A 23,825-nucleotide genomic window follows, 5' to 3' on the forward strand; every position below is an offset into this window, starting at 1 on the left:
TTTATTACTTTTAGCTTTCAACAAACTTACAGTAAAAAAATTGAATTAAGAGTTAATCTATGACGTTTCCATTTATAAATTCAATCGTTTCTTGGTTTTTAAAAAAGCGTAAACATCAAGTAGAATTATTTTTAAAATATCCTATTGATGTACAAAACGAACTCTTGCATAAGCTTGTATCCACAGCTAAAAATACCGAGTTTGGAATTGAACACAACTTTTCTTCAATTAAAAATTACAAAGATTTTTCAAACACTGTTCCCATTCAACAATATGAAAGTATAGAACCTCTTATTGAACGTTGTAGAAAAGGGGAACAAAACTTGTTCTGGCCAACAAAAATTAAATGGTTTGCAAAAAGTAGCGGAACTACCAATGCAAAAAGTAAATTTATTCCTGTAAGTGACGAAGCCATTGAATATTGCCATTTTAAAGCTGGAAAAGACATGCTTTGCATGTATATAAATAACAACGAAGAAGCCCAGCTTTTTACAGGTAAGAGCTTACGATTAGGAGGTAGTTCGGCTATTTATGAAGACAACGATTCTTATTTTGGAGACTTGTCTGCAATTATTATTGAAAACATGCCTTTTTGGGCAGATTTTAGCTCAGCACCAAAACAAGAAGTTGCTTTAATGGGCGAATGGGAAACCAAAATGGAAGCGATTATTGATGAAACCATCAACGAAAACATTACGAGTTTAGCAGGTGTACCTTCTTGGATGTTAGTTTTATTAAACCGAGTGCTAGAAAAAACTGGAAAAGATAATATTCTTGAAGTTTGGCCTAATTTGGAAGTATATTTTCACGGAGGTGTAAATTTTAATCCGTATCGTGAACAATACAAAAAGTTAATTCCAAAGAAAGAATTCAAATATTACGAAACTTACAATGCTTCTGAAGGATTCTTTGCTATTCAAGATCAAAACAATTCTGATGAATTATTATTGATGTTAGACTACGGAATTTTTTATGAGTTTATTCCGATGAGTGAATATAACGGAGAAAATTCGATTGCAATTCCTCTTTCCGAAGTTAAGAAAGATGTTAATTACGCTATCGTTATTACCACAAATGGCGGTTTGTGGCGTTATTTAATTGGTGATACTGTTAAATTTACCTCAACCAATCCTTATCGTATTAAAATTACAGGACGTACCAAACATCACATTAATGTTTTTGGCGAAGAATTAATTATTGAAAATGCAGAAGAAGCTTTAAAAGCTGCGAGTGATAAAACCAATAGTGAAGTTAAAGAATATACTGTTGGTCCTGTTTTTATGAATGGAAAGAAAAACGGTGCTCACGAATGGATTATCGAGTTTAAAAAAGCACCTGAAAATTTAGATTTTTTCACTGAAATGCTCGACAATTCCTTAAAAAACTGTAACTCAGACTACGAAGCGAAGCGTTATAATAACATGACGCTTTCTATGCCTAAAGTACATCAAGCTCGTGAAGGTTTATTTTACGATTGGTTAAAAGAAAAAGGAAAATTAGGTGGACAACACAAGGTGCCAAGACTTTCTAATACTCGTTGCTTTTTAGAAGAACTGTTAAATTTATAATTATGTTGGAATCTTCTAATAGCAACGCTTCTCTCCTACTTGAAAACCCTGAATTTGCTTTAGCACTTCAAAACATTATGGTGTATCAAAAATATCCAAAACACCATATATTACATGAAGCAGGAACTATATGCAATCATTTCTACATTATAATTTCAGGGATTGCTCGTGTATTCTACTTTAAAGAAGATAAAGACATTACTGTTCATTTTTCTGCTGAACAAGAAAGTATTACTACCATAGACAGTTTAATTCAACGAAAAAAGAGCAAATACAATATCGAAGCATTAGAAGATTTAGAAGTGTATGCAGTTCATATACATGATTTAGAACAACTTTTTGAAACAAATCCAAAATACGAACGATATGGTCGTCTTTTTATGCAGCAAATTTATATTGAATTAGTTGAGCGAATTGATGATTTACAACTACACACTGCCCAAGAACGTTATGAAACGTTATTAACTAAAAAACCTTATCTTTTTCAAAGAGTATCTTCTAAACATATTGCTTCCTTTTTAAGTATTACACCAGAAACTTTAAGTAGAATTAGAGGAAAGTAAATTCTTGATAAATATCAAGAATATTCATTTTTAGAGCTTTTACATTTGTTAGTATAAACAACTAAACATGATTTTAAAAGAAGCTCTAGCAAATTTTCACATCCAAAACAATTTAGAACCAGAAGGAGGCGTTAACAATAATTGGTTTCACCTACATTTTAAATTATTTTCAATAAAAATTCCTAATTCTGAATTTAGAAAAAAAGTAATTCACATTCACGATATTCAACATGTTTTATATAATTGTGACACCACTTGGAAAGGAGAAGCTTTTATTGCTGGTTGGGAAATAGCTACTGGTTTATGGAAACAACTTCCAATTGGTTTTATGAGTTTATGGGCAATGGGATTTTCTTTATTAAACTATCCATCAGAAGTTATCAAAGGATATAAAGAAGGATTGAAAGTCAACGGAATTATAAACCTATCAATTCCTAAAGAAAAACTTTTAAACTTATCTGCTCTACAGTTAAAACAAATAATTAAAAAAGAAAAACCAGCACCCTATAACAAGCTAATATTTGCTATTTATTGTAGTATTAGCCTTATAATTGTGTGTTTACCAATTATTTTACTGTTATTTTTATGGGTAATGTATATTGTGTAGCTACCGAAATATCCTGTTTTTTTGCTGGAATCACTTTTGGTAAACTTTCAATAGCAAATGTTATTGCGTCTTTTAACTGAGGAAACTGATTGATAATTTCATCATTAGTATTTATCTTTTTTAAAATACAATTTCCATTTATATCAATCAGCAAATCAATAACCACAAGTTCATTTATATTTTCTTCACTTACAAATTGATATTCTTGTAAACTAGACGTTATTCTTGTATGAATTTCTTCTCTAAAACAAGTGGCTTTTTCACTATCAGAAAGTTCTTTACAATTGTCAAAAACTGGAGATACATCAACTTGAGTAAAATCTACAACCGTATTAAAATTTTTATCGCTATCCTTTTTTTCGCTTGAAAAAAACTCACATCCTACGAAAAGGAATGTGAAAGTTAAAAAAACAACATAGCGAATATTCATCTTTCTGATTTTAAGATGAATATACAAATTTTACAGTTATTCTAAAACCTCTCCTTTTAAGAAATAATACTTCTTAATTTCCTTTAATCGTGATTTTGCATAATTAGTTAATAAGGAATCTTTACTCTCAAAACGATTTACATAGTTTTTATAATGCTTAAATGCTATCTTTTTATCTTTATAAAAATCTTCACTCTTTTTAGCTAATTGATACAATGCTTTGTAATTGTTTCGATTCTCTTCAACTGCTTTTACATAAGAATTTAGTTCTTGTTTTGGATTTCCGAGTTCTTCATAAACTCTAGCCAGTTGATAGTACTCTACATCTCTTGGTTCTTTTCCTACAAAAGTTGCTAGCATATAGTTTAACTGAGCTTTATGAAATTTTTTTTCTTCAAAATCGATATCTCCTAAATAGGTATAAGCTTTAAAGTCTGATTTATCTATCTCTTTTGCATTTTTAAAATGCTCTCTTGCTTTATCGTATTCTTTTAAATTAAAAAAACTACGCCCTAACATTTTTTGTGTGTAATGTTCGTTTGGTTCAAGCGTATCAATTTTTTGAAGCAGTTTTATAGCTTCTGTAAACTGCTTTTCTCTATATAAATTATTAATCTTTAATTTATTCAAATCAATATGATTTGGACTAACTTTTAAACCCCTATTAATAAATAAATTTGCGGAATCTTTATCTCGTAAGAAAGTATACGCCAATGCCAATTGCTGAATTGCTTTTATGTGCTCTTCGTCATTTTTATATGCATCTAAAAAACTATCAATTTTTAAATTTCTCTTTTGTAACATTGCGTAAGAAATTCCTAATTGATAATGATAATTCGCATTTGTACTGTCTTGTTTCAGTAAGTTTTTAAATGTTTTAATTGCCTTAGCTGGTTGCTTTGTTTTAACATATAACTGCCCTAATTTATACTGTACAAGCAGGTTTTCTGAATCTACTTTTACAAGATCTTCAAAAATTGTAATTGCTTTTTTTAGCTTTTGCTCTTTTTGAAGAGAATTTGCCAGTTTAATTTTTACTGAGTAATCATCTTTAAAAGTCAAAGCTTCTTCGTAAAATTTTGATGCTTGTTTATGATTATCAATAGAAGCATAAATAGCAGCCATTTTCGTGTTTGACTCAAATGTTGATTCTGTCTTTTGTAAAACTGATAATGCTTTTTGATAACGTCCTATACCTACCAAACTATCAATGGTTTTAAAAGGCGAGACTTGCGCCTCGACTTTAAAAAATGTAATTACAAATACAATACTTAAAATTTTCTTTTTCATAGTTTTTTACTCTTCTGTTAACCAAGTAACAATATTTACTAATAATTTATAATTTTCTTCTGCTCCTTCTGAATTCATTCCTACTTTAAACTGATTTCTACCAGCCAATTGAGCTGTAAACATAGCAGCTTCACCAAAAACAGCAATTTTCCCTTTTCCGTAATTCATAATTGCCCCTTGCGATAATCCTTTCGCAGAAAAACGTTTGGTTTTTGACGAAAAACGCCACATTGTATCTGGTAAATGAACTACCAATTTTTCATTTGCTTTTAGAATAGATTCAGCTTTCTTAGGAATTTTAAATGCTTGTCCTGTAAAGGTTTTTATTGAACTTATATCTTCAGTTAATTGATGATCGGATAACATATTATTTTCTTTAGAAAAATCTAAAATTCCTTGTTGATTTGTATCAAACAAAAAGCTGTCGTAAAAAGTAAATCCGAAAGATTTTGCTAATTTTTCACTTGCGCCAGCAAAAGGCATATGGTCGGCAATTAAAAACAAAGAACCTCCTTTTTTAACCCATGCTTTCACTTCTTTAATTTCTTCTTTAGTAAAAGCACTAGGGGTTGGAATAACAAACGGACCTCTAGCCCCTTCTACTAAAGCATTTGCTATTACCAAAACCTTTGTGCTTTTTAAACTTTCTTCAGAAAATTTATTTGTAAAACCTTCTACTTGACAACCCACTTTAACAAGTAAGTTTGCAAATGGCTTATAACGATTATCTTTTGTGTGAAAGTTATTATGAGCTTCATCTATATAAATTGTAAAGTTATCAGCTCTTTTGTTTACTTTAGGTGAAAATAGCGTATCTGGTACTTGTTGTGCCATACCAGATGCTGTTAGTAATAAAAATAGAATACAATATTTCATCTACTCAATATTAAAAGTAATTGGTAATGTATAGCCTACTTTTACTATTTTACCTTCATACTCTCCTGGTAACATTTGAGGCAGTTTACTTACAACTTCTTCTGCATGTTGTTTTAAAGCAGAATGCGGTGCTCTTGCTTTAATATCTGTCACATTTCCTTGTTTGTCTATTTTAAACTGAACATAAATTCTCTTTTTCCCTTTAGACAATCCTAATTCTTTACTTATCGATGCATCAAAATTACCTAAAACAAAACGCTGGATACTTTTATTAAGACAATCTTTATCACCTTCTTCACATCCTGGATACGTAGGAACTTTATCTAATATCGCAAAAGGAACTACTTCTCCATTTAGCTTTTGTTTTTTTGTATCTTTTATTTTAGAAAAATCTATAATGTTGGCTAATACTTTTCTTCCATTTGGTTTAATATAAAGTTTAGATTCAAGTGTTTTAGAATATAAATTATCTTTTTCTTTCATTTTACTACGATCTTCGTCATATTCTGATTTTTCTTCAGGTAATAAATCTTTATACGATATTTCTTTCCATTCAGGTGTTTCTGTTCCTTGATAATAATCTAAATATGTTTCCTTTTTACCTTTAACTTCCTTTTTATAATCTTTACCCATTTGCATATACACGGTAACTTGTTCTTTTTTAGCTAACACTACATTCTTTTCATTGTTATCGCTACATGCCGTATATAAAACCATACTTCCCAATAGTGGAATTAACAATAAATACTTTAGTTGTTTTACTTTTTTTGATTGTGTTTTTGTCATCATAATAATTCGTTTTTTGATTAATGAATGTTTATAAAATTGATTAATGAATGAAATATGCTCGACCTGAAAAATATCAGCGAGTAAATTGTTTATATAACTTTCTTTTTGAGTGGTTTTACTTACCACCTCATCAGAAATATATTCATGAACTAACGAAATACGATTTTGATACACATACACCATAGGATTAAACCACATCACTATTTTTAAAAACTCAAAAAATAACAGATCTAAGGTGTGCTTTTGTTGACTATGCACTAACTCATGTTGGATAATTTTTTCTTGTTTTTCCGCTGGAATTTCCTTTCCTAAAAAAATATAATTGAAAAATGAAAAGGCTTTAGAATTCTTTGGCAAAAAAACCAACTTGTAATTCGCTTCTTTTATAATTCCGTGTTTTACAATCAATCGGATGACACGCTCTAACTTTACTATAAAAACAAGTAAGAAAAGTAGGCATCCACTCCAAAATAACACATCTAAATAATTTACAGATTGATACCAAGCGGTCTTTTCAATTACCTTTTGAGGTGATAAAACAACCTCTGGTAATAAAATATAATATTCTTGTGGTACTGCTTTTTGAACTGTTGGAATCTTAAAAAAAGGCAGTAAAAATGATAGCAATGCTGTGCTTAACAAATACCATCTATTCTTGGTAAAAAAGGTTTCTTTACTTAAAAAGAAATCATATACTGCTACAAAAAGAACCTGAAACAGTATTACTTGAATGATATAATTTATCATGATTTCTTGTTTTTATTTACCTCTTTTAAAATACTTTCTAGCTCCTGAATATCCATTTTATTTTCCTTCATAAAAAAGGACACCATACTTTTAAATGAACCTCCAAAGTACCCATCCATTAACTTGTGTAAACTCTCATTACTATAGTCAGATTTTTCTATTAACGGATAGTATTCATATCCTCTTCCTTTCGGCTTATGCCCAACAAATTCTTTAGTTTCTAAAATTCTTATAATAGTAGAAACCGTATTATATGCAGGCTTTGGCTCTGGTAACTCTTCAATGACTTCTTTTACTGAAGCCAATTTTAACTCCCATAACACTTGCATTATCTGTTCTTCTGCTTTCGTTAGTTGTTTACTCATAATTAATAATTTGAATACTTTACCTTACCACATTGTGAAAACTGCTTATTTCTTTTTAAGTTTATCTCAATTTTCGACACATTGTCTGTTAATATTTTTTCATATAATTCTTTTTTCTCATTGGGGACACTTTCATTAAGAACCCTGAAAACATAATAATCTACCTCTCCATTCTTATTAAAATAAATCTTATTTAACACCATAATAGCACTATCTTGAACTTCCCATTTGAAATTATTCTCTTTAACTATCTCTCCTATTTGTGTATGAAATGAAAACCAAGATTTCCTTACTTCTTTATACTCTTCTTCTGTTGAAAATTGAGGGCTTAATAAATTATTATATTTTTCATCAAGCTTTAATTTTTCTATTTTAGAATATTTTTCACCCTGTGAGTTAACTACTATTAACTCTTTATTTTCTTTACTACACGAAAACAACACAACCAAAACACAAGCTAAAATTCCTTTTCTCATAATCTTTTATTTTTTATCTGACACAACAAATATAACTAAAAAATTAGTTTAAACTAATTTTTTAGTTATTAAAATGTAACAAAGGTGCTGTAACTTCGTCATATTGATAAAAAAGTTTGATGGATATACTATTGTTATTACTAGGATTTGTTTTTGTTTGTTTAGGAATTATAGGTTCTTTCTTACCTATTTTACCAGGACCATTAACAAGTTGGATAGGGTTATTATTATTACACCTTACAAAAGCAGTCCCACAAAACTGGACTTTCTTAAGCATAACATTAGCTGTTGCTATTTTTATTTTTATAATTGATTACTTTATTCCTGCTTTAGGTGCAAAACGTTTGGGAGGAACTAAATATGGTGCTTACGGTACCACAATTGGATTATTAATAGGGCTATTCTCTCCTATTCCTTTCGGAATGTTTATCGGAGCGTTATTTGGTGCATTTATAGGTGAATTATTATACGACAGTAAAGATACTTCTAGAGCTATTAAAGCATCTTTTGGCGCATTCTTAGGATTTATCACATCTACAACTATTAAATTTTTAGTTGCATCGACTTACCTGATCTTTTTTATAATTGACTTTTGGCACTATAAAGACGTATTTTTCAGTTAAATTTATCGCAAAAAAAAAGCAACCCATCTCAGGGAAGCTTTCCATTGGTTAACAAAACCATGGTACTATTTAAAGTACCTAACAACACAACTAAATGCTGCCTTTTAAAAAAGACAGCCTGCAAATATACAACCTTTTTTAAAACCACAAAACTTTTTTGTTTTTTTTACAAAAAAAGTGAATCTGTTAAGCGTTGGTAAATTCTGCAATTGATTGTATCTTTGCAGCTTCATTAAAAATTTATAAAAATTAATCCATGCAATTATCAGAACAAGAAGTTGTACGTAGAGAAAAGTTAGGGAAACTAAGAGAATTAGGCATCAATCCCTATCCAGCTGATTTATTTCCATTAAATTCAAACTCAAAAGAGATTAAACAGAGCTTTGAAGAGGGTAAAAAGGTGGTAATTGCAGGTAGATTAATGTCGCGTCGTATACAAGGAAAAGCTTCTTTTGCTGAATTACAAGATAGCGAAGGTCGTATTCAGGTTTATTTTAACCGCGATGAAATTTGTACTGGAGAAGACAGCTCATTATACAATGAAGTTTATAAAAAACTATTAGATATTGGTGATTTTGTAGGTATTGAAGGAGAGTTATTCAAAACTCAGGTTGGAGAAATCACTGTAATGGTAAAAGATTTTAAATTATTAAGTAAATCCTTAAAGCCATTACCATTACCAAAAGTAGATGCTGAAGGAAACACCTTTGACGGATTTACCGATCCTGAAATGCGTTACCGTCAACGTTATGCTGATTTGGTTGTAAATCCGCACGTAAAAGATGTATTTGTAAAGCGTACAAAGTTATTCAACGCAATGCGATCATTTTTTAACGATGCAGGATATTTTGAAGTTGAAACACCTATTTTGCAACCTATTCCTGGTGGTGCTGCAGCAAGACCTTTTATTACACATCACAACGCGTTAGACATTCCGTTATACATGCGTATTGCGAATGAATTATACTTAAAACGTTTAATTGTTGGTGGTTTTGACGGTGTATATGAGTTTTCAAAAAACTTCCGTAACGAAGGAATGGACAGAACTCACAATCCAGAATTTACAGCTATGGAAATTTACGTAGCATACAAAGACTACAATTGGATGATGGACTTTACTGAAAAGTTATTAGAACATTGTGCTATTGCTGTTAACGGAACTACTAAAGCTACTTTTGGTGAATATGAAGTAGATTTTAAAGCTCCGTATGCACGTGTTACCATGGCAGACTCTATTAAACATTTTACAGGATTTGATATTACTGGTAAAACAGAAGATGAAATTCGTAAAGCTGCTCAAGACATGGGTATTGAAGTTGACAACACCATGGGTAAAGGAAAATTAATCGACGAGATTTTCGGTGAAAAATGTGAAGGAAACTACATTCAACCTACGTTTATTACTGATTATCCGAAGGAAATGTCTCCTTTGTGTAAAGAACATAGAGATAATCCTGAATTAACTGAGCGTTTTGAATTAATGGTTTGTGGTAAAGAAATTGCCAATGCCTATTCTGAATTAAACGACCCTATCGACCAACGTGAGCGTTTTGAAGCACAATTAAAGTTAGCAGAAAGAGGTGATGATGAAGCGGGTGAGTTTATCGATCAAGATTTCTTACGTGCCTTAGAATATGGTATGCCTCCAACCTCTGGTTTAGGAATTGGAATGGATCGTTTAATCATGTATTTAACAAATAATCCGTCAATTCAAGAAGTATTATTCTTCCCTCAGATGAAACCAGAGAAGAAAGCTCCTACAGTTGAGTTAAACGACGATGAAAAAGCATTGTTAACTTTGATTGAAAAAGCGGAAAAAATAGAGTTAAACGAGTTAAAAACTCAAAGTGGTTTATCTAACAAAAAATGGGATAAAACCATTAAAGGTTTAACTAAAAACAAATTAGCCAAAGTTGAAAAAAATGATGATGGCTTATTTGTAGAAGTTTTATAAAACCACACAAAATATTTAAGTTGAAAAGCAATCTCTAATGAGGTTGCTTTTTTTATGAAATTTAATCTATTAAAAATGCAACAACTAGATTTTCATTTCGTCTTTCAATAAAAACAAACTATGAAAACTATACTTTCAATTCTATCATTTGTAATAAGCCTTCAACTATTTAGTCAAAATAATTTTATTCAAATTGAAGTAAACAAAACTATTGGTTTATTCAATTTTTTAGAAACCAGTTCTGGACAAACAGGAACATCAAGTTCTTTTAGAAAGTATATTATAGACTCTTATAAAAGCGACGAAAAGTTTGTTAAAATAGTTAACTCTTATTCTTCCCTTAATTTAGACTATTCAATTAAAAGACAAGAGTTTCCTGATAAAAGATCATCAAATACTACAACTAAAGATTTATTGTGGATTGCCGCTTCAAATTCTGACAATATAAATGGTTTTAGTGAGCGAATTATTGGCTTTCTACCTCATCAAACTCACACAGAATTAATTAACCTTTTAGAAGAAGTAGAAGTTTATTACGACGAACTTATCTGGAATAACGAGCAAAAAAACATAGAAAGAATTAAAAATCAATTAACCATTTATACTCCTAAAATTGAAGAACTATATTTTACAATAAGCAAATTTTACAATACAGAATGGAGTGAAAAAATCCCTTTCAAAATAATTCTCTACCCTATTCCTCTAAAAAATGGACACACAACAGCTATTCCAAAAGGGAATGCTTTGATATGTAGTTTTCTTTCACATAGAGAGAATGATTATTTATCTAGAGTTGGAATTATAATTCATGAGATGTGTCATATATTATATAAAAGTCAAAGTAGTTATTTTCAACAAAAAATAAATAATTGGTTTGAAAACTCTGACTCTCCATACTCTTTCCTAGCTTATTCTTTTATAAATGAAGGGTTAGCCACTGCCTTAGGAAATGGTTGGGCACATAACCAAATACACAATAAAATAGACCCTGGTAATTGGTATAACAATAAATACATAGATGGTTTTGCTCATGCGTTATTTCCTTTAGCAGAAGATTATCTAGCAAAAGGGAAAAGTATAGATGAAAATTTTATACATACATCTATAGAATTATTTAAACAAAAATTTCCTAAAGCTATAGATGAAACTGCTATTTTGATGAATAGACTTCACTTATTCGCAAACACAGAAAAAGAGTCTGAAGCAAACCAGATAACAAACACAATTCATAATTATTTCAATATTAGATTGATGAATTTTTCCTCCTCAATTATCTCATCACAATCTGATGAAGCTTTGTTAAAAAAAGAAACTACAAAATTAATTATTGTAGATTCAAACCGTCAAAAAACGATTAAAAAGCTTCAAGAAATTTTTTCTCAATTAAAAACTCAACCAGCATTAAACACCATAAAAACTTTTAAAGACTATAATTCTAAAAGCACTATAGTAATAATTAACATTGACAATTTAGACAAACTTGATAATGCATACAAAACACTCTCTAACATCCAATATTTAGAGAGCAATAAAGATTATAAAATAATATAGCTTAACAAAAATCAATTCATTTTTTTGTAACTTTAACTAGTTATGAAAAAACTAGTTAGCTATACTCCTATTTTATTTTTAGTATTTCTAATCTTAGGAATTATGCTTCAATTTTACCAGAGTATTTGGAAGTATAGTTTTCCTATATTCTTTCTTATTCTAGTAGTAACCATTTTTGTCCTTTTCATTTTAAAACTTAAAAGTTTAAAAGTTTGGTTTTCAATCATTGTTGCTTTCGTTTTTATTTTAATTGGAATAGCAGCTGTATTCATCCAAAACCCTAAAAATTACAGCAATTATTACTTTAAAAACTATCAACCAAACGAAACTATAGTAATTACCATTCATCAAATTTTAAAACCTGGTAATTATTACACTAAATACATTGCAAAGGTTACTCAAGTAAACAACATAAAAACTACAGGGAATGTTTTAGTAAACATTAAAAAAGACAGTGGTAGTTTTCCTTTAAAAGTCAATCAACAATTTATACTAAAACCTGAGTTTAAAGAGTTGATTCCGCCATTAAATCCACATCAATTTAATTACAAGGAGTACTTAGCTAAACAACATATTTACCATCAACTATTTTTAAACAACTCAGAATTAAAACAAGTAGATAATGCTTCTTTTTCTTTAATCGGTTTGTCAGCTTCAGTGAGAAACAACATTCAACAGTCTTTACAAAAACACAACTTTTCTAAAGACGAATATGCAGTTATTAATGCTTTGTTATTAGGACAAAGACAAGAAATATCGAAAGAGTTATTAGATGATTATACCAATGCAGGCGCTATACATATTTTAGCAATTTCAGGATTGCATATTGGGATCATACTTTTGCTACTATCTTATTTGTTAAAACCTTTAGAAAAACTTCCAAAAGGTATATTAATAAAAACCTTAAGTATTATACTATTACTCTGGTCTTTTGCTTTTATCGCAGGTTTATCAGCATCAGTCGTGCGTGCAGTAACCATGTTTACTTTTATTGCTATCGGACAATCATTTAAACGAAAAAAAGTGATTGAGTTTTCTTTAGTCAGCTCTCTATTCTTTTTACTATTGATAAACCCTTTATTTCTATTTGATGTTGGCTTTCAATTAAGTTATTTAGCAGTTTTCGGAATTGTTTGGACACAACCTTTACTTTATAACCTTTGGAACACTAAAAACTTCTTACTAGACAAATTGTGGAGGTTATTAACCGTTTCGGTAGCTGCTCAAGCAGGAATATTACCTATCAGCTTGTATTATTTTCATCAATTTCCCAGTTTATTTATTCTTTCCAATCTAGTTATCATTCCTTTTTTGGGCGGAATTTTACTCTTCGGAATTATTATCATCTTTTTAGCGTTGCTTAACATTCTTCCTCAATTTCTAGCTGATGGTTACCAATTCATTATTTCTTTAATGAATAGCTTTGTTGGTTGGATTTCTCACCAAGAAAGCTTTTTACTTCAAGAAATTTCTATGTCCTTACTTGCAATGTTCTTTTGGTATGTAGTTATCGTATTGTTTTTTCAAGTATGGATACACAAATCCACTAAAAGAATCTTTTATTTTTTAGGTACAGTTGTTTTACTTCAAGGAGTCTATTTATTTGAGAAGTTTGAAAGAGAAAACAAAAAAGAATTCCTAGTTTTTCATAAAAGTAGAAATTCAATAATCGGAATACGTAAAGGAAAAGAGTTACAAATTTACAATTCAAAAGATACTATAATAAACGAAAAACTATTTCAATCCTATCGTATAGGGGAAAATGTAAATACAGTCGTAATCGATTCAACTTTTAATTACACAACATTTAAAAACAAGCAACTATTAATCATTGATAGCTTAGGAATTTATCAACTCAACAAACTGCAAAATTCAATAATTATCTTACAGCACAATCCTAAAATAAATCTAAACCGTTTAATTGCTACCATACAACCTCAACAAATTATTGCTGATGGTAGCAATTACAAATCGTACATTAACAAGTGGCAAGAAACCTCGTATAAACAAAAAACACCATTTTGGTATACAGGTCAAAATGGTGTTTTCATCATTAAATGATTAGTTTTACATAGCGCTTTTAAAGTTTTTCTCAAACTCTGGCCAAGGTGTATTTTTATAATTGTCTTGGTTAAAATAAGCTAATATTTTTTCAAATCTTTCTTCAGTTAAATATCCTGGAACATTCTGTAGCAATTGCCTTTCTGTATTAAAAAAAGCTGTTGAAGGATAACTCATTTTTCCCCTCATAATAGCAGCAGCTAATTCATGATACCCTCTTCTTCCTTGGGCTTGATATTTAAAAGTTCTACCTTGAAAAGAAATATCTTCTTTTGCTTCTCCGTTTAACTTTACAGGATAATAATGCTCGTTGATATAATCTACAATTACTTGATTTTTATAAGTCGTCTTATCCATTTTTTTACACCAACCACACCAATCAGTATAAATATCTACTAAAATTGGCTTCGGATTTTTCTCATTCATTTCCATAGCCTTTTCAAAAGACAACCAATTTATTTTATTTTCTTGCGCTTGTATTCCAAATGAAACAACGGCTAAAACTGCTACTAATATTATTTTTCTCATACCCCTAAAGTCTCAATAAGTATTCCAAAATTACAAAAAAACCTGTCAATTTTTAATATTGACAGGTTGTTAAAAGTTGTTTTAACGTTTATTTAGGGTTATTTAACCCCATGCATTAATTTTTTCATTAACGGGTTTAAACCAGCAATTAATAACCCTGCAACTATTGGTATTACAGTAAAAATTAAGAAAAAACCTGAAATTGAATAAGCCTTTTCTATCTCTTCAATATAACTTCCTACTGTACCTGCTAGTTTATTACCCATAGCAATAAATAAGTAATAAACACCAAACATAAATCCAATCCATTTCGCAGGAACTAATTTACTAATATAAGACAAACTTACTGGCGATATACATAATTCACCCATAGTGTGGAATAAATAAGCAGCTATTAACCAAAACATACTAACCTTCATAATAGGCTCACCTGCAACAATACTTTGAGATCCCATAGATAAGAACCCAAAACCTAACCCCAATAATAGTAGACCAAAACCAAACTTTAAAGGTCCAGACATATTGTATTTACTTTCCCACCACTTAGAAAACAATGGAGCTAAAGTAATAATAAACAATGAATTTAAAATACCAAACCAAGTTGCTGGAACTTCTACTTGATCGTTAGAAAAATCTCTATTAATTTTCCAACCAACAATACCCCAAATAACTAAAAAACTAACTGCCAAAATTATATTTCCTACAGCGTATTTAGCAAATGTCTTCTTAAATAAAATATATAAAACATATGTGATTATCCCTAAAGGTATAATTGTTAATAAAGCATCTACGTACTTAAACAAAGTACCATATCCTCCAACTAAATTTCTTTGAGTATATTCTTCAGCAAAAATTGTCATAGATCCTCCCGCTTGCTCAAAAGCTGCCCAGAAGAAAACAGTAAAAACACAAAAAACACCTACTGCTATTAATCTATCAAAAACTACTTTACTAGAAGCTTCCTCTTCATTTACCTCTACAAAGTCTTGATCTCCATCTTTACCTATAGTTTCTGAATCTAAAGCTAATTTTTTCTTAGGAGATAATCCAATACTTCCAAAAATATTTTGTGTAAAATAAAATTGTAACATTCCTAAAAACATAAAAATACCAGCTAACCCAAAACCTAAAGACCATGAATAATTTTCACCAATATAACCACAAAGCATAATTCCTAAAAATGCACCTGCATTAACTCCCATATAAAAAATAGAGTAAGCACCATCTTTTTTCTCTTCATGATCTTTATACATATTAGAGATTATTGATGTCATGTTTGGTTTAAAAAGCCCATTACCTACCATTAAACATCCTAATCCAACATACAACATTAAAGGCGTTTCAAATGCCATAGCAGCATGACCTAAAGTCATAATAAGTGCTCCTAAAATAACCGCCCATCTGTACCCTAGTAACTTATCAGCAATAAGACCACCTATAACAGGAGTCAAATATACTCCCATGGTGTAAGTACCGTATAAAGAAAGAGCTTCAGCTTTCTCCCAACCAAAACCTCCATCAGTAATCGAGCTAATTAAAAATAAAACTAATAATGCACGCATTCCGTAGTACGAAAAACGCTCCCACATTTCAGTAAAGAACAACACAAATAATCCTGCTGGATGCCCTAAAACTTTGTCTTTAAATAGATTTTCTATATCTGTATTCATATATAATTAAATTAATTTTTCTTTAATTTTTAGTGTACGTTACCCATTAGTTTCTTCATAAGTGGAGAAAACAACAATACAATTATTCCTGCTCCTAAAGCATACTGCGCAATTAACCCAAAACCATCTGTGTATATAGTTAATGTTTGCATTCCTCCTACATTAGTATCAGTACTTTCTACTGCTAATTGTTCAGAAATAAATCCTACTATTTGAAAAGCATAAGCCGATGACAAGAACCAAACTCCCATCATAAAAGCAACAATGTTTTTTGGAGATAAATCTGTAATTTTTGATAATCCTACAGGAGACATAAACAACTCTCCAACAGATATAATGAAATACATAACGAATAAATAAGTAAAAGGAACCATTCCGTTTTCATCTGCACTCGCTCCACTTAAAGATAGGATATAAAAACTTAAACCTGCAAATAATAACCCTAATCCAAATTTATAAGGTGTTCTTGGGTTTAAATTTTTTTTTGCTAAATATCCCCAAAGTAAAGAAATTGGAATTGCCAAAATAATGATAAACATAGAGTTTAATGCATTTGTTTGGCTTGCATTCATAATTCCATCTAAAGCTACATTTCTAGATGCAAATAAAGTAATAACACTTCCTGATAATTCATGAAAACCCCAAAACAGAGTCATAAAAAATGTAATAAGAACCGCCATAAAAAGCTTTTTGCGTTGTTCTAAAGTAGACTTATACATTATATATCCAATATATCCTAATACTGCAAATCCAATTACTTTAAAAATACCACTTACATAATTTTCTTTCCAAGCTGAAAGTAAATATGCTATAACTGGAGCACATAAAAAAGATATTATTGGAATTAGTGTTTTTTGAGGAACTCCTATGATTTTCTTTTCATAAACTTCTGCATTAGGTGGTAATCCCCTATCTCCAAAAACATTCTTTTTAATTCCGCTCCAAAAGAAAATTAATCCTGTTAACATTCCTATTCCTGCTAAACCGAAACCATAATGCCAACCATATTCAGCTGCTAACCAACCACATAAAAGTGGAGCAACAAACCCTCCAATATTAATCCCCATATAAAAAATGGTAAATCCTGAGTCTTTTCTCACATCACCATCTTCATATAATGAACCAACAAAAGTTGAAATATTTGGTTTAAAGAATCCATTTCCGACAACAATAAAAGCGAGCGCTAAAAAAAAGGCTATGTCATTTTCAATAGCCAATACAAAGTGTCCTATAGCCATTAGAATTCCTCCTAAAAATATAGAACTACGCATTCCTAAAATTTTATCAGAAATTTGACCGCCTATAACTGTTGAAGCGTATACTAATGATCCATAAGAAGCATAAACAACTGCAGTTGCAGCATCACGCTCTGAAATTGCCTTAAAAATTTCCTGCACCATGTACAAGGTAAGTAAGGCTCTCATCCCATAGAAACTAAAGCGCTCCCATAATTCAGCAAAGAACAGATAAAATAATCCTTTAGGATGCCCAAACATCTCTTTTTGTTTAATTGGAATTGAATTTGCCATATGCTTATAAGTTGTTTTTAATAAAATTAGTCATCTTAGTAAATAAGTGTAAACGAGTGTTACCTCCATAAATACCGTGATTCTTATCAGGATACATGCCCCACTCAAATTGCTTATTTGCTTGAATTAAAGCTTCAGCCATTCGATATGCGTTCTGTACATGTACATTATCATCACCTGTTCCGTGAATTAACAAATACTTTCCTTTTAATAATTCTGGATAGTTTAATGGAGAGTTATCATCGTATCCTGAAGGGTTTTCTTCTGGTGTACGCATATAACGTTCAGTATAAATAGTATCGTAAAAACGCCACGTAGTTACTGGTGCTACTGCAATAGCAGATGCAAATACATCGTTTCCTTTTAATAAACAGTTAGTACTCATATGACCTCCAAAAGACCATCCCCAAATACCAATTCTGTTCGCATCTACATATGGTAAATTTGCTAATTCTTTAGCAACTGCAATTTGATCTTCTGTTTCGTACTTTACCAAGTTCATATACGTAACTTTTTTAAAGTCGCGTCCTTTATAACCTGTTCCTCTTCCATCAACACATACAATAATATACCCTTCTTGCGCTAGCATTTGATGCCAATAATCATTAGAGCTATTCCAACTGTTTTTTACGCTTTGAGAACCTGGACCTGAATATTGATACATTAACACTGGGTATTTTTTAGCAGCATCAAAATTTGCAGGTTTTATCGTGTACATATTCAAGTTATTTCCATTGATGTTAATCATTGAAAATTCTTTTTTACTCAAATTGTATTCAGCAACAACTTCTTTTAAAGCTGCATTGTCTTTTATCGTTTTTAATACTTTTCCTTCATCATTTCTTAAAGTATACACAGGTGGTGTATTTGCATCGGAGAATGTATTGATAAAATAGTGCATATTTTTACTGAAAGAAGCTCTGTTAGTCCCAGAAGTTTCACTCAACAATTTCTTATTCTTACCATCTAAAGAAATACTATAAACACCACGGTTGATAGATCCGTTTTCTACCGATTGGTAAAAAACTGTTTTCTTGTCTTTATCATATCCGTAGTATGAAGTAACCTCCCAATTTCCTTTTGTAACTTGGTTTAGTAACTCTCCATCTTTATTGTAGTGATAAATATGATTGAATCCGTCTTTTTCACTTGTCCAGATAAAACTATTATCATCTAAAAACGTTAAATCATCATTAACATCTACATAAGCAGCGTCTGTTTCATTCAATACTAAATGACTTCTGTATGAGTTAGCATCCACAAAGTACATTTTTAAATCGCTTTGATGACGATTTAATGTACGAACAGCTAATAAATTAGCTTCTTTTGTCCAGTTAATTCTCGGAATATACTCGTAATCTCCTACTCTAATTTCAGCAGTTTTCCCAGAGTTTAATGAGAAAATATGTAACGAAACTTTTGCGTTTTCTTCACCTGCTTTTGGATACTTGAAAACATGTTGAGATGGATATTTTCCTTTTCCGTAAACATCCATTGAAAAAGTTTTTACCTTGCTTTCATCAAAACGTAAAAATGCTAAGTTAGTACCATCAGCATTCCATTCAAACGCCTTTACAAAAGCGAATTCTTCTTCGTAAACCCAATCTGTAATACCGTTAATTATTTCGTTCTTCTTACCATTACTCGTTATTTGAATAACTGTATTATTAGAAAAATCTTTGATAAATAAATTATTCGCTTTAGCATAAGCTACTTTCTTACTATCTGGCGAAAAAGTTGGCTCTTGAATATCTGTACCAATTAAGTCTAACGATTTTGTAGCGATGTCGTACACGTAAAATGTACCTAAAAAAGAATGACGAAAAATTGGTTTAAAGTTAGTTCCTAAAATCAATTTGGTTTCGTCATTGTTAAAACTGTATGATTGAAATGTTTTCAATCCCGCTAAATCTTTGCTATCTACAATAGTGGCAACTTTCTCTAAAGTCTCGTAGCTATATTTATCAACTGAAGTACTTCCGTTTTCATAGTTTAATAGCGAATAAAAATCTCCATTCATAGAATTTAGAGAATTCATATAATCGACTCTAAATGTGCCATTTCGCCATATATCTTCTAAAGAAATATCTTTTTTTTGTGCTTGAACAAGCGAAGACATTCCAATAAAAAATAATAATAATTTCTTCATATTATGTTGTTGTTTATCTAAAAAGTTTGCCAAGTTTACGGAAAAATCGTCAAAAATCACCTCAAAAAAGTCATAAAAACCAAATATGAATCCTATTTTAACAGGATTCACGTATCTTTGAACCACCAAAAAATAATTGAGAATGTCTAAAACGATCTCTGGTTTTTCTAAACTTACCAAAGAGGAAAAAATAGACTGGTTGGCAAAAACTTATTTCAATAATCAACCAGAAATTACACAAACCATCAAGCAATACTGGAACGTAGATAAAGAATTACAACAATTGCACGATGATTTTATTGAAAATACTATTTCTAACTTTTACATGCCTTATGGTGTAGCGCCTAATTTTGTAATCAACGGGCGTAGTTATGCCATACCTATGGTGGTTGAAGAAAGCTCAGTAGTTGCTGCTGCCTCTAAGGTAGCTAAATACTGGAGTAACAGAGGCGGATTTAAAACAGAAGTAATTTCTACCACTAAAATTGGTCAAGTACATTTTATGTACGCTGGTGATAAAAAAGAGCTAGAAACGTACTTCAATCAAAATAAAACAGAATTATATGCTGCTACGGCATCCATTACTAAAAACATGGAAAAACGCGGTGGTGGAATTTTAGACATTCAACTAGTTGACAAAACCGATAAACTAGCAAACTACTACCAACTTCATGTTACTTTTGAAACTAAAGATAGTATGGGCGCTAATTTTATCAATTCTTGTTTAGAAGCCATAGCTAAGGCATTCAGAAAAGATGATATTGAAATCGTAATGAGCATACTTTCTAACTATGTTCCAGAGTGTTTAGTTAGAGCAGAAGTAAGCTGTAAAGTAGAAGAATTAGGAAGTGAAAATCCGGAAAAGTTTGCTAGAAAATTTGAGCAAGCAGTTAAAATTGCTGAAATAGAACCGTACCGCGCTGTTACTCATAACAAAGGAATTATGAACGGAATAGATGCTGTTGTACTAGCTACTGGTAATGATTTTAGAGCGATTGAAGCTGGAGCGCACGCATACGCTTCAAAAAACGGACACTATAGTAGCTTAACACATTGCGAAGTAAAAGATGGTGTTTTTAGATTTTGGATTGAAATACCTTTAGCTCTAGGAACTGTAGGCGGATTAACAGCTTTACACCCTATGGCAAAATTATCGTTAGACATGATGGGGCGTCCTTCAGCAAGAACTTTAATGCAAATAATGGCGGCAGCTGGTTTAGCTCAAAATTTTGCTGCACTTCGTGCTTTAACAACAAAAGGTATTCAACATGGGCATATGAAAATGCACTTGATGAACATTTTAAATCAGCACAAAGCTACCAACGAAGAAAAAGAAGTTATTGCTGCTTATTTTGAAGACAGAACTGCTTCACACAGTGCTGTGGTTGAAAAACTAAACGAGCTACGCAAACCCAAAGTACAATGGATTGATTTTTTAAATGAAGAAGAAGTACGAGGTAAATTAAACAACTTATCTACCAATTCAAAACCCTTGTTCGGAAAAATGAACGGGCAACAAATGGTAGAACATCTAAGTGCTGTAACACAAATAGCCAACGGAAATTGGAATGTAGATGTTTTTGTTTCTGATGAAAAAACCGCACGTAGAAAACCTTTTTTAAACACCGATAGTGAGTTACAAGTTGGTTTTAAAGCTCCGTTTTTATCAGAAGATCCAACTCCACTTAAATTTAACTCATTAGAAAAAGCTGTTGATGATTTAATTGAACAAGTTCGATTATTTGAACATATTTTCACTGAAAACCCTAATAGAAAAGTAGTACATCCATTTTTCGGAGAGTTAGATTATGAATACTGGAAAAAATTCCAAGTAAAACATTTTACACATCACTTTAAACAATTCGGATTGGTATAATGCAGTATTATTCTAACGGAAAATTATTACTCACAGGAGAATATGTTGTTTTAGATAGCGCAAAAGCATTAGCTGTACCAACAAAATTCGGGCAAGATTTAACTGTTGAACCTATCAAAGAATCTCAACTTATTTGGGGTAGTTTTACACATACTGGTGAATGTTGGTTTGAAGCTGTTTTTGATTTACCAAAACTACGATTAACCTCAGCTACTTTTAATTCCGACAAAGATGGAAGTGCAGAGTTTATTGCTGAAACTTTACACGATATTTTACAAGAAGCGCAAAAACTAAATCCTGATTTTTTGACTTCTGAGCATGGTTACATTGTTAAAACAAACCTAACCTTTCCACAAAACTGGGGATTAGGAAGTTCTTCAACTTTAATTAACAACATTGCTACTTGGGCAAATGTAAATCCGTTTACGTTACTATGGAATGCATTTTCTGGAAGTGGTTACGATATTGCTTGTGCTAAATACAACTCCCCTATCCTATATCAATTAAAAGAAAAACAACCTTTTATTGAAGAAGTAAATTTCAATCCTACTTTTGCTGAAGAATTATTTTTTGTGCATTTAAACCAAAAGCAAAATAGTAGAGAAGGAATTGCACATTATAAAAAACACAAAAAAAAAGCTTTAGCTTTAATTCCTGAAATTAACGAATTAACTCAGGAGTTTTTACATACAGAAACTTCAAAAGATTTGAATAAAATTATTGTTGAACATGAAAAAATCATCAGTTCAATTATAAAATTAAAACCAATAAAAGAAACTACATTTTCTGATTATTTTGGAGAAGTAAAAAGCCTCGGTGCTTGGGGTGGTGATTTTGTTTTAGCAACCGGAAATGAAGATAGCAAACGTTATTTTCAACAAAAAGGATACAACACTATCCTTCCGTACAAAGAAATGATTTTATAATGAAAAAGGTTGTTATTATAGGCGGTGGAGCTGCTGGTTTTTTTACAGCAATTAATGCCAAAGAGTTCAATCCTGAATTGGACATTACTATTCTTGAAAAAGGAAAAGAAGTTTTACAAAAAGTAAAAATTTCTGGTGGAGGACGCTGTAATGTTACCCATGCTTGTTTTGAACCTAAAGAACTTACCAAATTTTATCCAAGAGGAGAAAAAGAATTATTGGGACCTTTTCATCAATTTATGACGGGTGATACTTTTGAATGGTTTGAAAACCGTGGAGTTCCTTTAAAAATTGAAGAAGATAATCGAGTATTTCCAGAAGCTAACACCTCGCAAGCTATTATTGATTGTTTTGAAAACGCTGTTGATAACCTCGGAATTAAAGTGTTAAAAAACCACGGAGTAAATTCTGTTTATCAACAAAATGAAAAATGGATTATCAACACTAAAAATCAAGATTTTGAAGCCGACTATGTTGTAATTGCCGCTGGAAGCAGTAAAAAGATTTGGGAATTATGCCAAACTCTTAATCATACTATTATTGAACCTGTCCCTTCACTATTTACCTTTAACATTAAAGATAAAAGAATTATCGATTTAGGCGGAATATCTGTCCCAAATGCAGAAGTAACTCTCGTTGGAACAAATTTAGAAAGTTCAGGACCTTTATTAATAACTCACTGGGGATTAAGCGGACCCGCTATTTTAAAATTATCCGCTTTTGGTGCTCGAATTTTAGCCGATAAAAACTATCAGTATAACGTACTTGTTAACTGGTTAGGACAAGATACAAAATCGGTTTTTTCAGAATTGCAACAGTTAAAAAAATCGCAAGCGAAAAAGCAAGTAAGTTTAAAATCTCCTTTCACTGATATCCCTCGCAGATTATGGGAACGATTGGTTACTGCTTCAGAAATAAAAAACAATCAAAATTGGGCAGATTTGAGTAATAATCAACTTCAAAATTTAGCCAATCAATTAACAAAAGGATTGTTTAATGCCAACGGTCGTACCACTTTTAAAGAGGAATTTGTTACCGCTGGCGGTATTGATTTAAAAGAAATTAACTTTAAGCGTTTTGAAAGTAAAAAACATCAAAGTTTATTTTTTGTTGGTGAAGTATTAAATATTGACGCTGTTACTGGTGGATTTAATTTCCAAAATGCGTGGACAGGTGGTTTTATTTGTGCAAAAGCAATTGCAGAACACTAAAAAAGCCACTACATAAGTAATGGCTTGTGTTTTTGT

The 23,825-nt window shown here is 30.8% G+C and carries 20 protein-coding genes; 10 read left to right on the forward strand and 10 right to left on the reverse strand.

Translation table 11 applies throughout. The annotated features are described in order from the left end of the window. Positions 1–59 precede the first annotated feature (59 nt). From ACKTST_RS10345 to ACKTST_RS10355, 3 genes are all read left to right on the forward strand, one after another. Positions 60–1,568 carry a GH3 auxin-responsive promoter family protein gene (locus ACKTST_RS10345; protein WP_408047673.1) on the forward strand — a complete coding sequence of 503 codons (1,509 nt, stop codon included), beginning with the start codon at positions 60–62 and terminating at the stop codon, positions 1,566–1,568. 2 nt (positions 1,569–1,570) lie between these two features. Then, complete coding sequence (locus tag ACKTST_RS10350) at positions 1,571–2,131, forward strand: Crp/Fnr family transcriptional regulator (RefSeq protein WP_408047674.1); 561 nt, start codon at positions 1,571–1,573, stop codon at positions 2,129–2,131. A gap of 67 nt (positions 2,132–2,198) precedes the next feature. Further along, entirely contained in the window at positions 2,199–2,738 is a 540-nt protein-coding gene (locus ACKTST_RS10355) for a hypothetical protein (protein ID WP_408047675.1), read from the forward strand. Here the strand turns inward: ACKTST_RS10355 and ACKTST_RS10360 are convergent. The 6 genes from ACKTST_RS10360 to ACKTST_RS10385 are packed head-to-tail and all read right to left on the reverse strand — an operon-like array spanning position 2,698 to position 7,711. After that, entirely contained in the window at positions 2,698–3,168 is a 471-nt protein-coding gene (locus ACKTST_RS10360) for a hypothetical protein (protein WP_408047676.1), read from the reverse strand. The genes ACKTST_RS10355 and ACKTST_RS10360 overlap by 41 nt on opposite strands. Before the next feature lie 36 nt (positions 3,169–3,204). After that, positions 3,205–4,458, reverse strand: a complete 1,254-nt coding sequence (locus tag ACKTST_RS10365; RefSeq protein WP_408047677.1) for a tetratricopeptide repeat protein — start codon at positions 4,456–4,458, stop codon at positions 3,205–3,207. 6 nt (positions 4,459–4,464) lie between these two features. Further along, positions 4,465–5,334 (reverse strand): hypothetical protein, encoded by an 870-nt coding sequence (locus tag ACKTST_RS10370; protein ID WP_408047678.1) that lies wholly within the window; start codon positions 5,332–5,334, stop codon positions 4,465–4,467. After that, positions 5,335–6,870, reverse strand: coding sequence for a M56 family metallopeptidase (locus tag ACKTST_RS10375; RefSeq protein ID WP_408047679.1), 1,536 nt, complete (start codon positions 6,868–6,870; stop codon positions 5,335–5,337). Then, positions 6,867–7,235, reverse strand: coding sequence for a BlaI/MecI/CopY family transcriptional regulator (locus ACKTST_RS10380; RefSeq protein WP_408047680.1), 369 nt, complete (start codon positions 7,233–7,235; stop codon positions 6,867–6,869). The genes ACKTST_RS10375 and ACKTST_RS10380 overlap by 4 nt, the downstream gene beginning before the upstream one ends. Positions 7,236–7,237: 2 nt before the next feature. After that, positions 7,238–7,711 carry a hypothetical protein gene (locus ACKTST_RS10385; RefSeq protein WP_408047681.1) on the reverse strand — a complete coding sequence of 158 codons (474 nt, stop codon included), beginning with the start codon at positions 7,709–7,711 and terminating at the stop codon, positions 7,238–7,240. Between the two features lie 119 nt (positions 7,712–7,830). On the opposite strand from ACKTST_RS10385, the gene ACKTST_RS10390 reads away from it, so the two are divergent. The 4 genes from ACKTST_RS10390 (at position 7,831) to ACKTST_RS10405 (ending at position 13,900) form a co-directional block, all read left to right on the forward strand. Beyond that, positions 7,831–8,334, forward strand: a complete 504-nt coding sequence (locus tag ACKTST_RS10390) for a DUF456 domain-containing protein (protein WP_408047682.1) — start codon at positions 7,831–7,833, stop codon at positions 8,332–8,334. 256 nt (positions 8,335–8,590) lie between these two features. Continuing rightward, positions 8,591–10,288, forward strand: coding sequence for a lysine--tRNA ligase (lysS, locus tag ACKTST_RS10395; RefSeq protein WP_408047683.1), 1,698 nt, complete (start codon positions 8,591–8,593; stop codon positions 10,286–10,288). Between the two features lie 120 nt (positions 10,289–10,408). Next, positions 10,409–11,839, forward strand: a complete 1,431-nt coding sequence (locus ACKTST_RS10400) for a hypothetical protein (protein WP_408047684.1) — start codon at positions 10,409–10,411, stop codon at positions 11,837–11,839. Between the two features lie 42 nt (positions 11,840–11,881). Next, positions 11,882–13,900 carry a ComEC/Rec2 family competence protein gene (locus tag ACKTST_RS10405; RefSeq protein WP_408047685.1) on the forward strand — a complete coding sequence of 673 codons (2,019 nt, stop codon included), beginning with the start codon at positions 11,882–11,884 and terminating at the stop codon, positions 13,898–13,900. Positions 13,901–13,906: 6 nt separating this feature from the next. Here ACKTST_RS10405 and ACKTST_RS10410 read toward each other — a convergent pair whose 3' ends face one another. The 4 genes from ACKTST_RS10410 to ACKTST_RS10425 form a co-directional block, all read right to left on the reverse strand. After that, a complete protein-coding gene (locus tag ACKTST_RS10410; protein ID WP_408047686.1) occupies positions 13,907–14,428 on the reverse strand; it encodes a thioredoxin family protein in 522 nt (173 codons plus the stop codon). A 98-nt stretch (positions 14,429–14,526) separates the two neighbouring features. After that, positions 14,527–16,098, reverse strand: coding sequence for a peptide MFS transporter (locus ACKTST_RS10415; protein ID WP_408047687.1), 1,572 nt, complete (start codon positions 16,096–16,098; stop codon positions 14,527–14,529). Between the two features lie 29 nt (positions 16,099–16,127). Further along, entirely contained in the window at positions 16,128–17,627 is a 1,500-nt protein-coding gene (locus ACKTST_RS10420) for a peptide MFS transporter (RefSeq protein ID WP_408047688.1), read from the reverse strand. 4 nt (positions 17,628–17,631) lie between these two features. Next, positions 17,632–19,776, reverse strand: coding sequence for a S9 family peptidase (locus ACKTST_RS10425; RefSeq protein WP_408047689.1), 2,145 nt, complete (start codon positions 19,774–19,776; stop codon positions 17,632–17,634). A gap of 142 nt (positions 19,777–19,918) precedes the next feature. On the opposite strand from ACKTST_RS10425, the gene ACKTST_RS10430 reads away from it, so the two are divergent. From ACKTST_RS10430 to ACKTST_RS10440, 3 genes are read left to right on the forward strand one after another with little or no spacing between them, the layout of a single operon-like run. Further along, the gene (locus ACKTST_RS10430) at positions 19,919–21,652 is read left to right on the forward strand and encodes a hydroxymethylglutaryl-CoA reductase, degradative (RefSeq protein WP_408047690.1); all 1,734 of its coding nucleotides are present in this window, start codon (positions 19,919–19,921) and stop codon (positions 21,650–21,652) included. Next, complete coding sequence (locus ACKTST_RS10435; RefSeq protein ID WP_408047691.1) at positions 21,652–22,578, forward strand: GYDIA family GHMP kinase; 927 nt, start codon at positions 21,652–21,654, stop codon at positions 22,576–22,578. Before ACKTST_RS10430 ends, ACKTST_RS10435 begins: the two co-directional genes overlap by 1 nt. Next, positions 22,578–23,789, forward strand: coding sequence for a BaiN/RdsA family NAD(P)/FAD-dependent oxidoreductase (locus tag ACKTST_RS10440; RefSeq protein ID WP_408047692.1), 1,212 nt, complete (start codon positions 22,578–22,580; stop codon positions 23,787–23,789). The genes ACKTST_RS10435 and ACKTST_RS10440 overlap by 1 nt, the downstream gene beginning before the upstream one ends. The last annotated feature ends 36 nt before the right edge of the window (positions 23,790–23,825 follow it).

Source organism: Tenacibaculum crassostreae, from assembly GCF_964512405.1.
GTDB classification, from domain to species: Bacteria; Bacteroidota; Bacteroidia; order Flavobacteriales; family Flavobacteriaceae; genus Polaribacter; species Polaribacter crassostreae.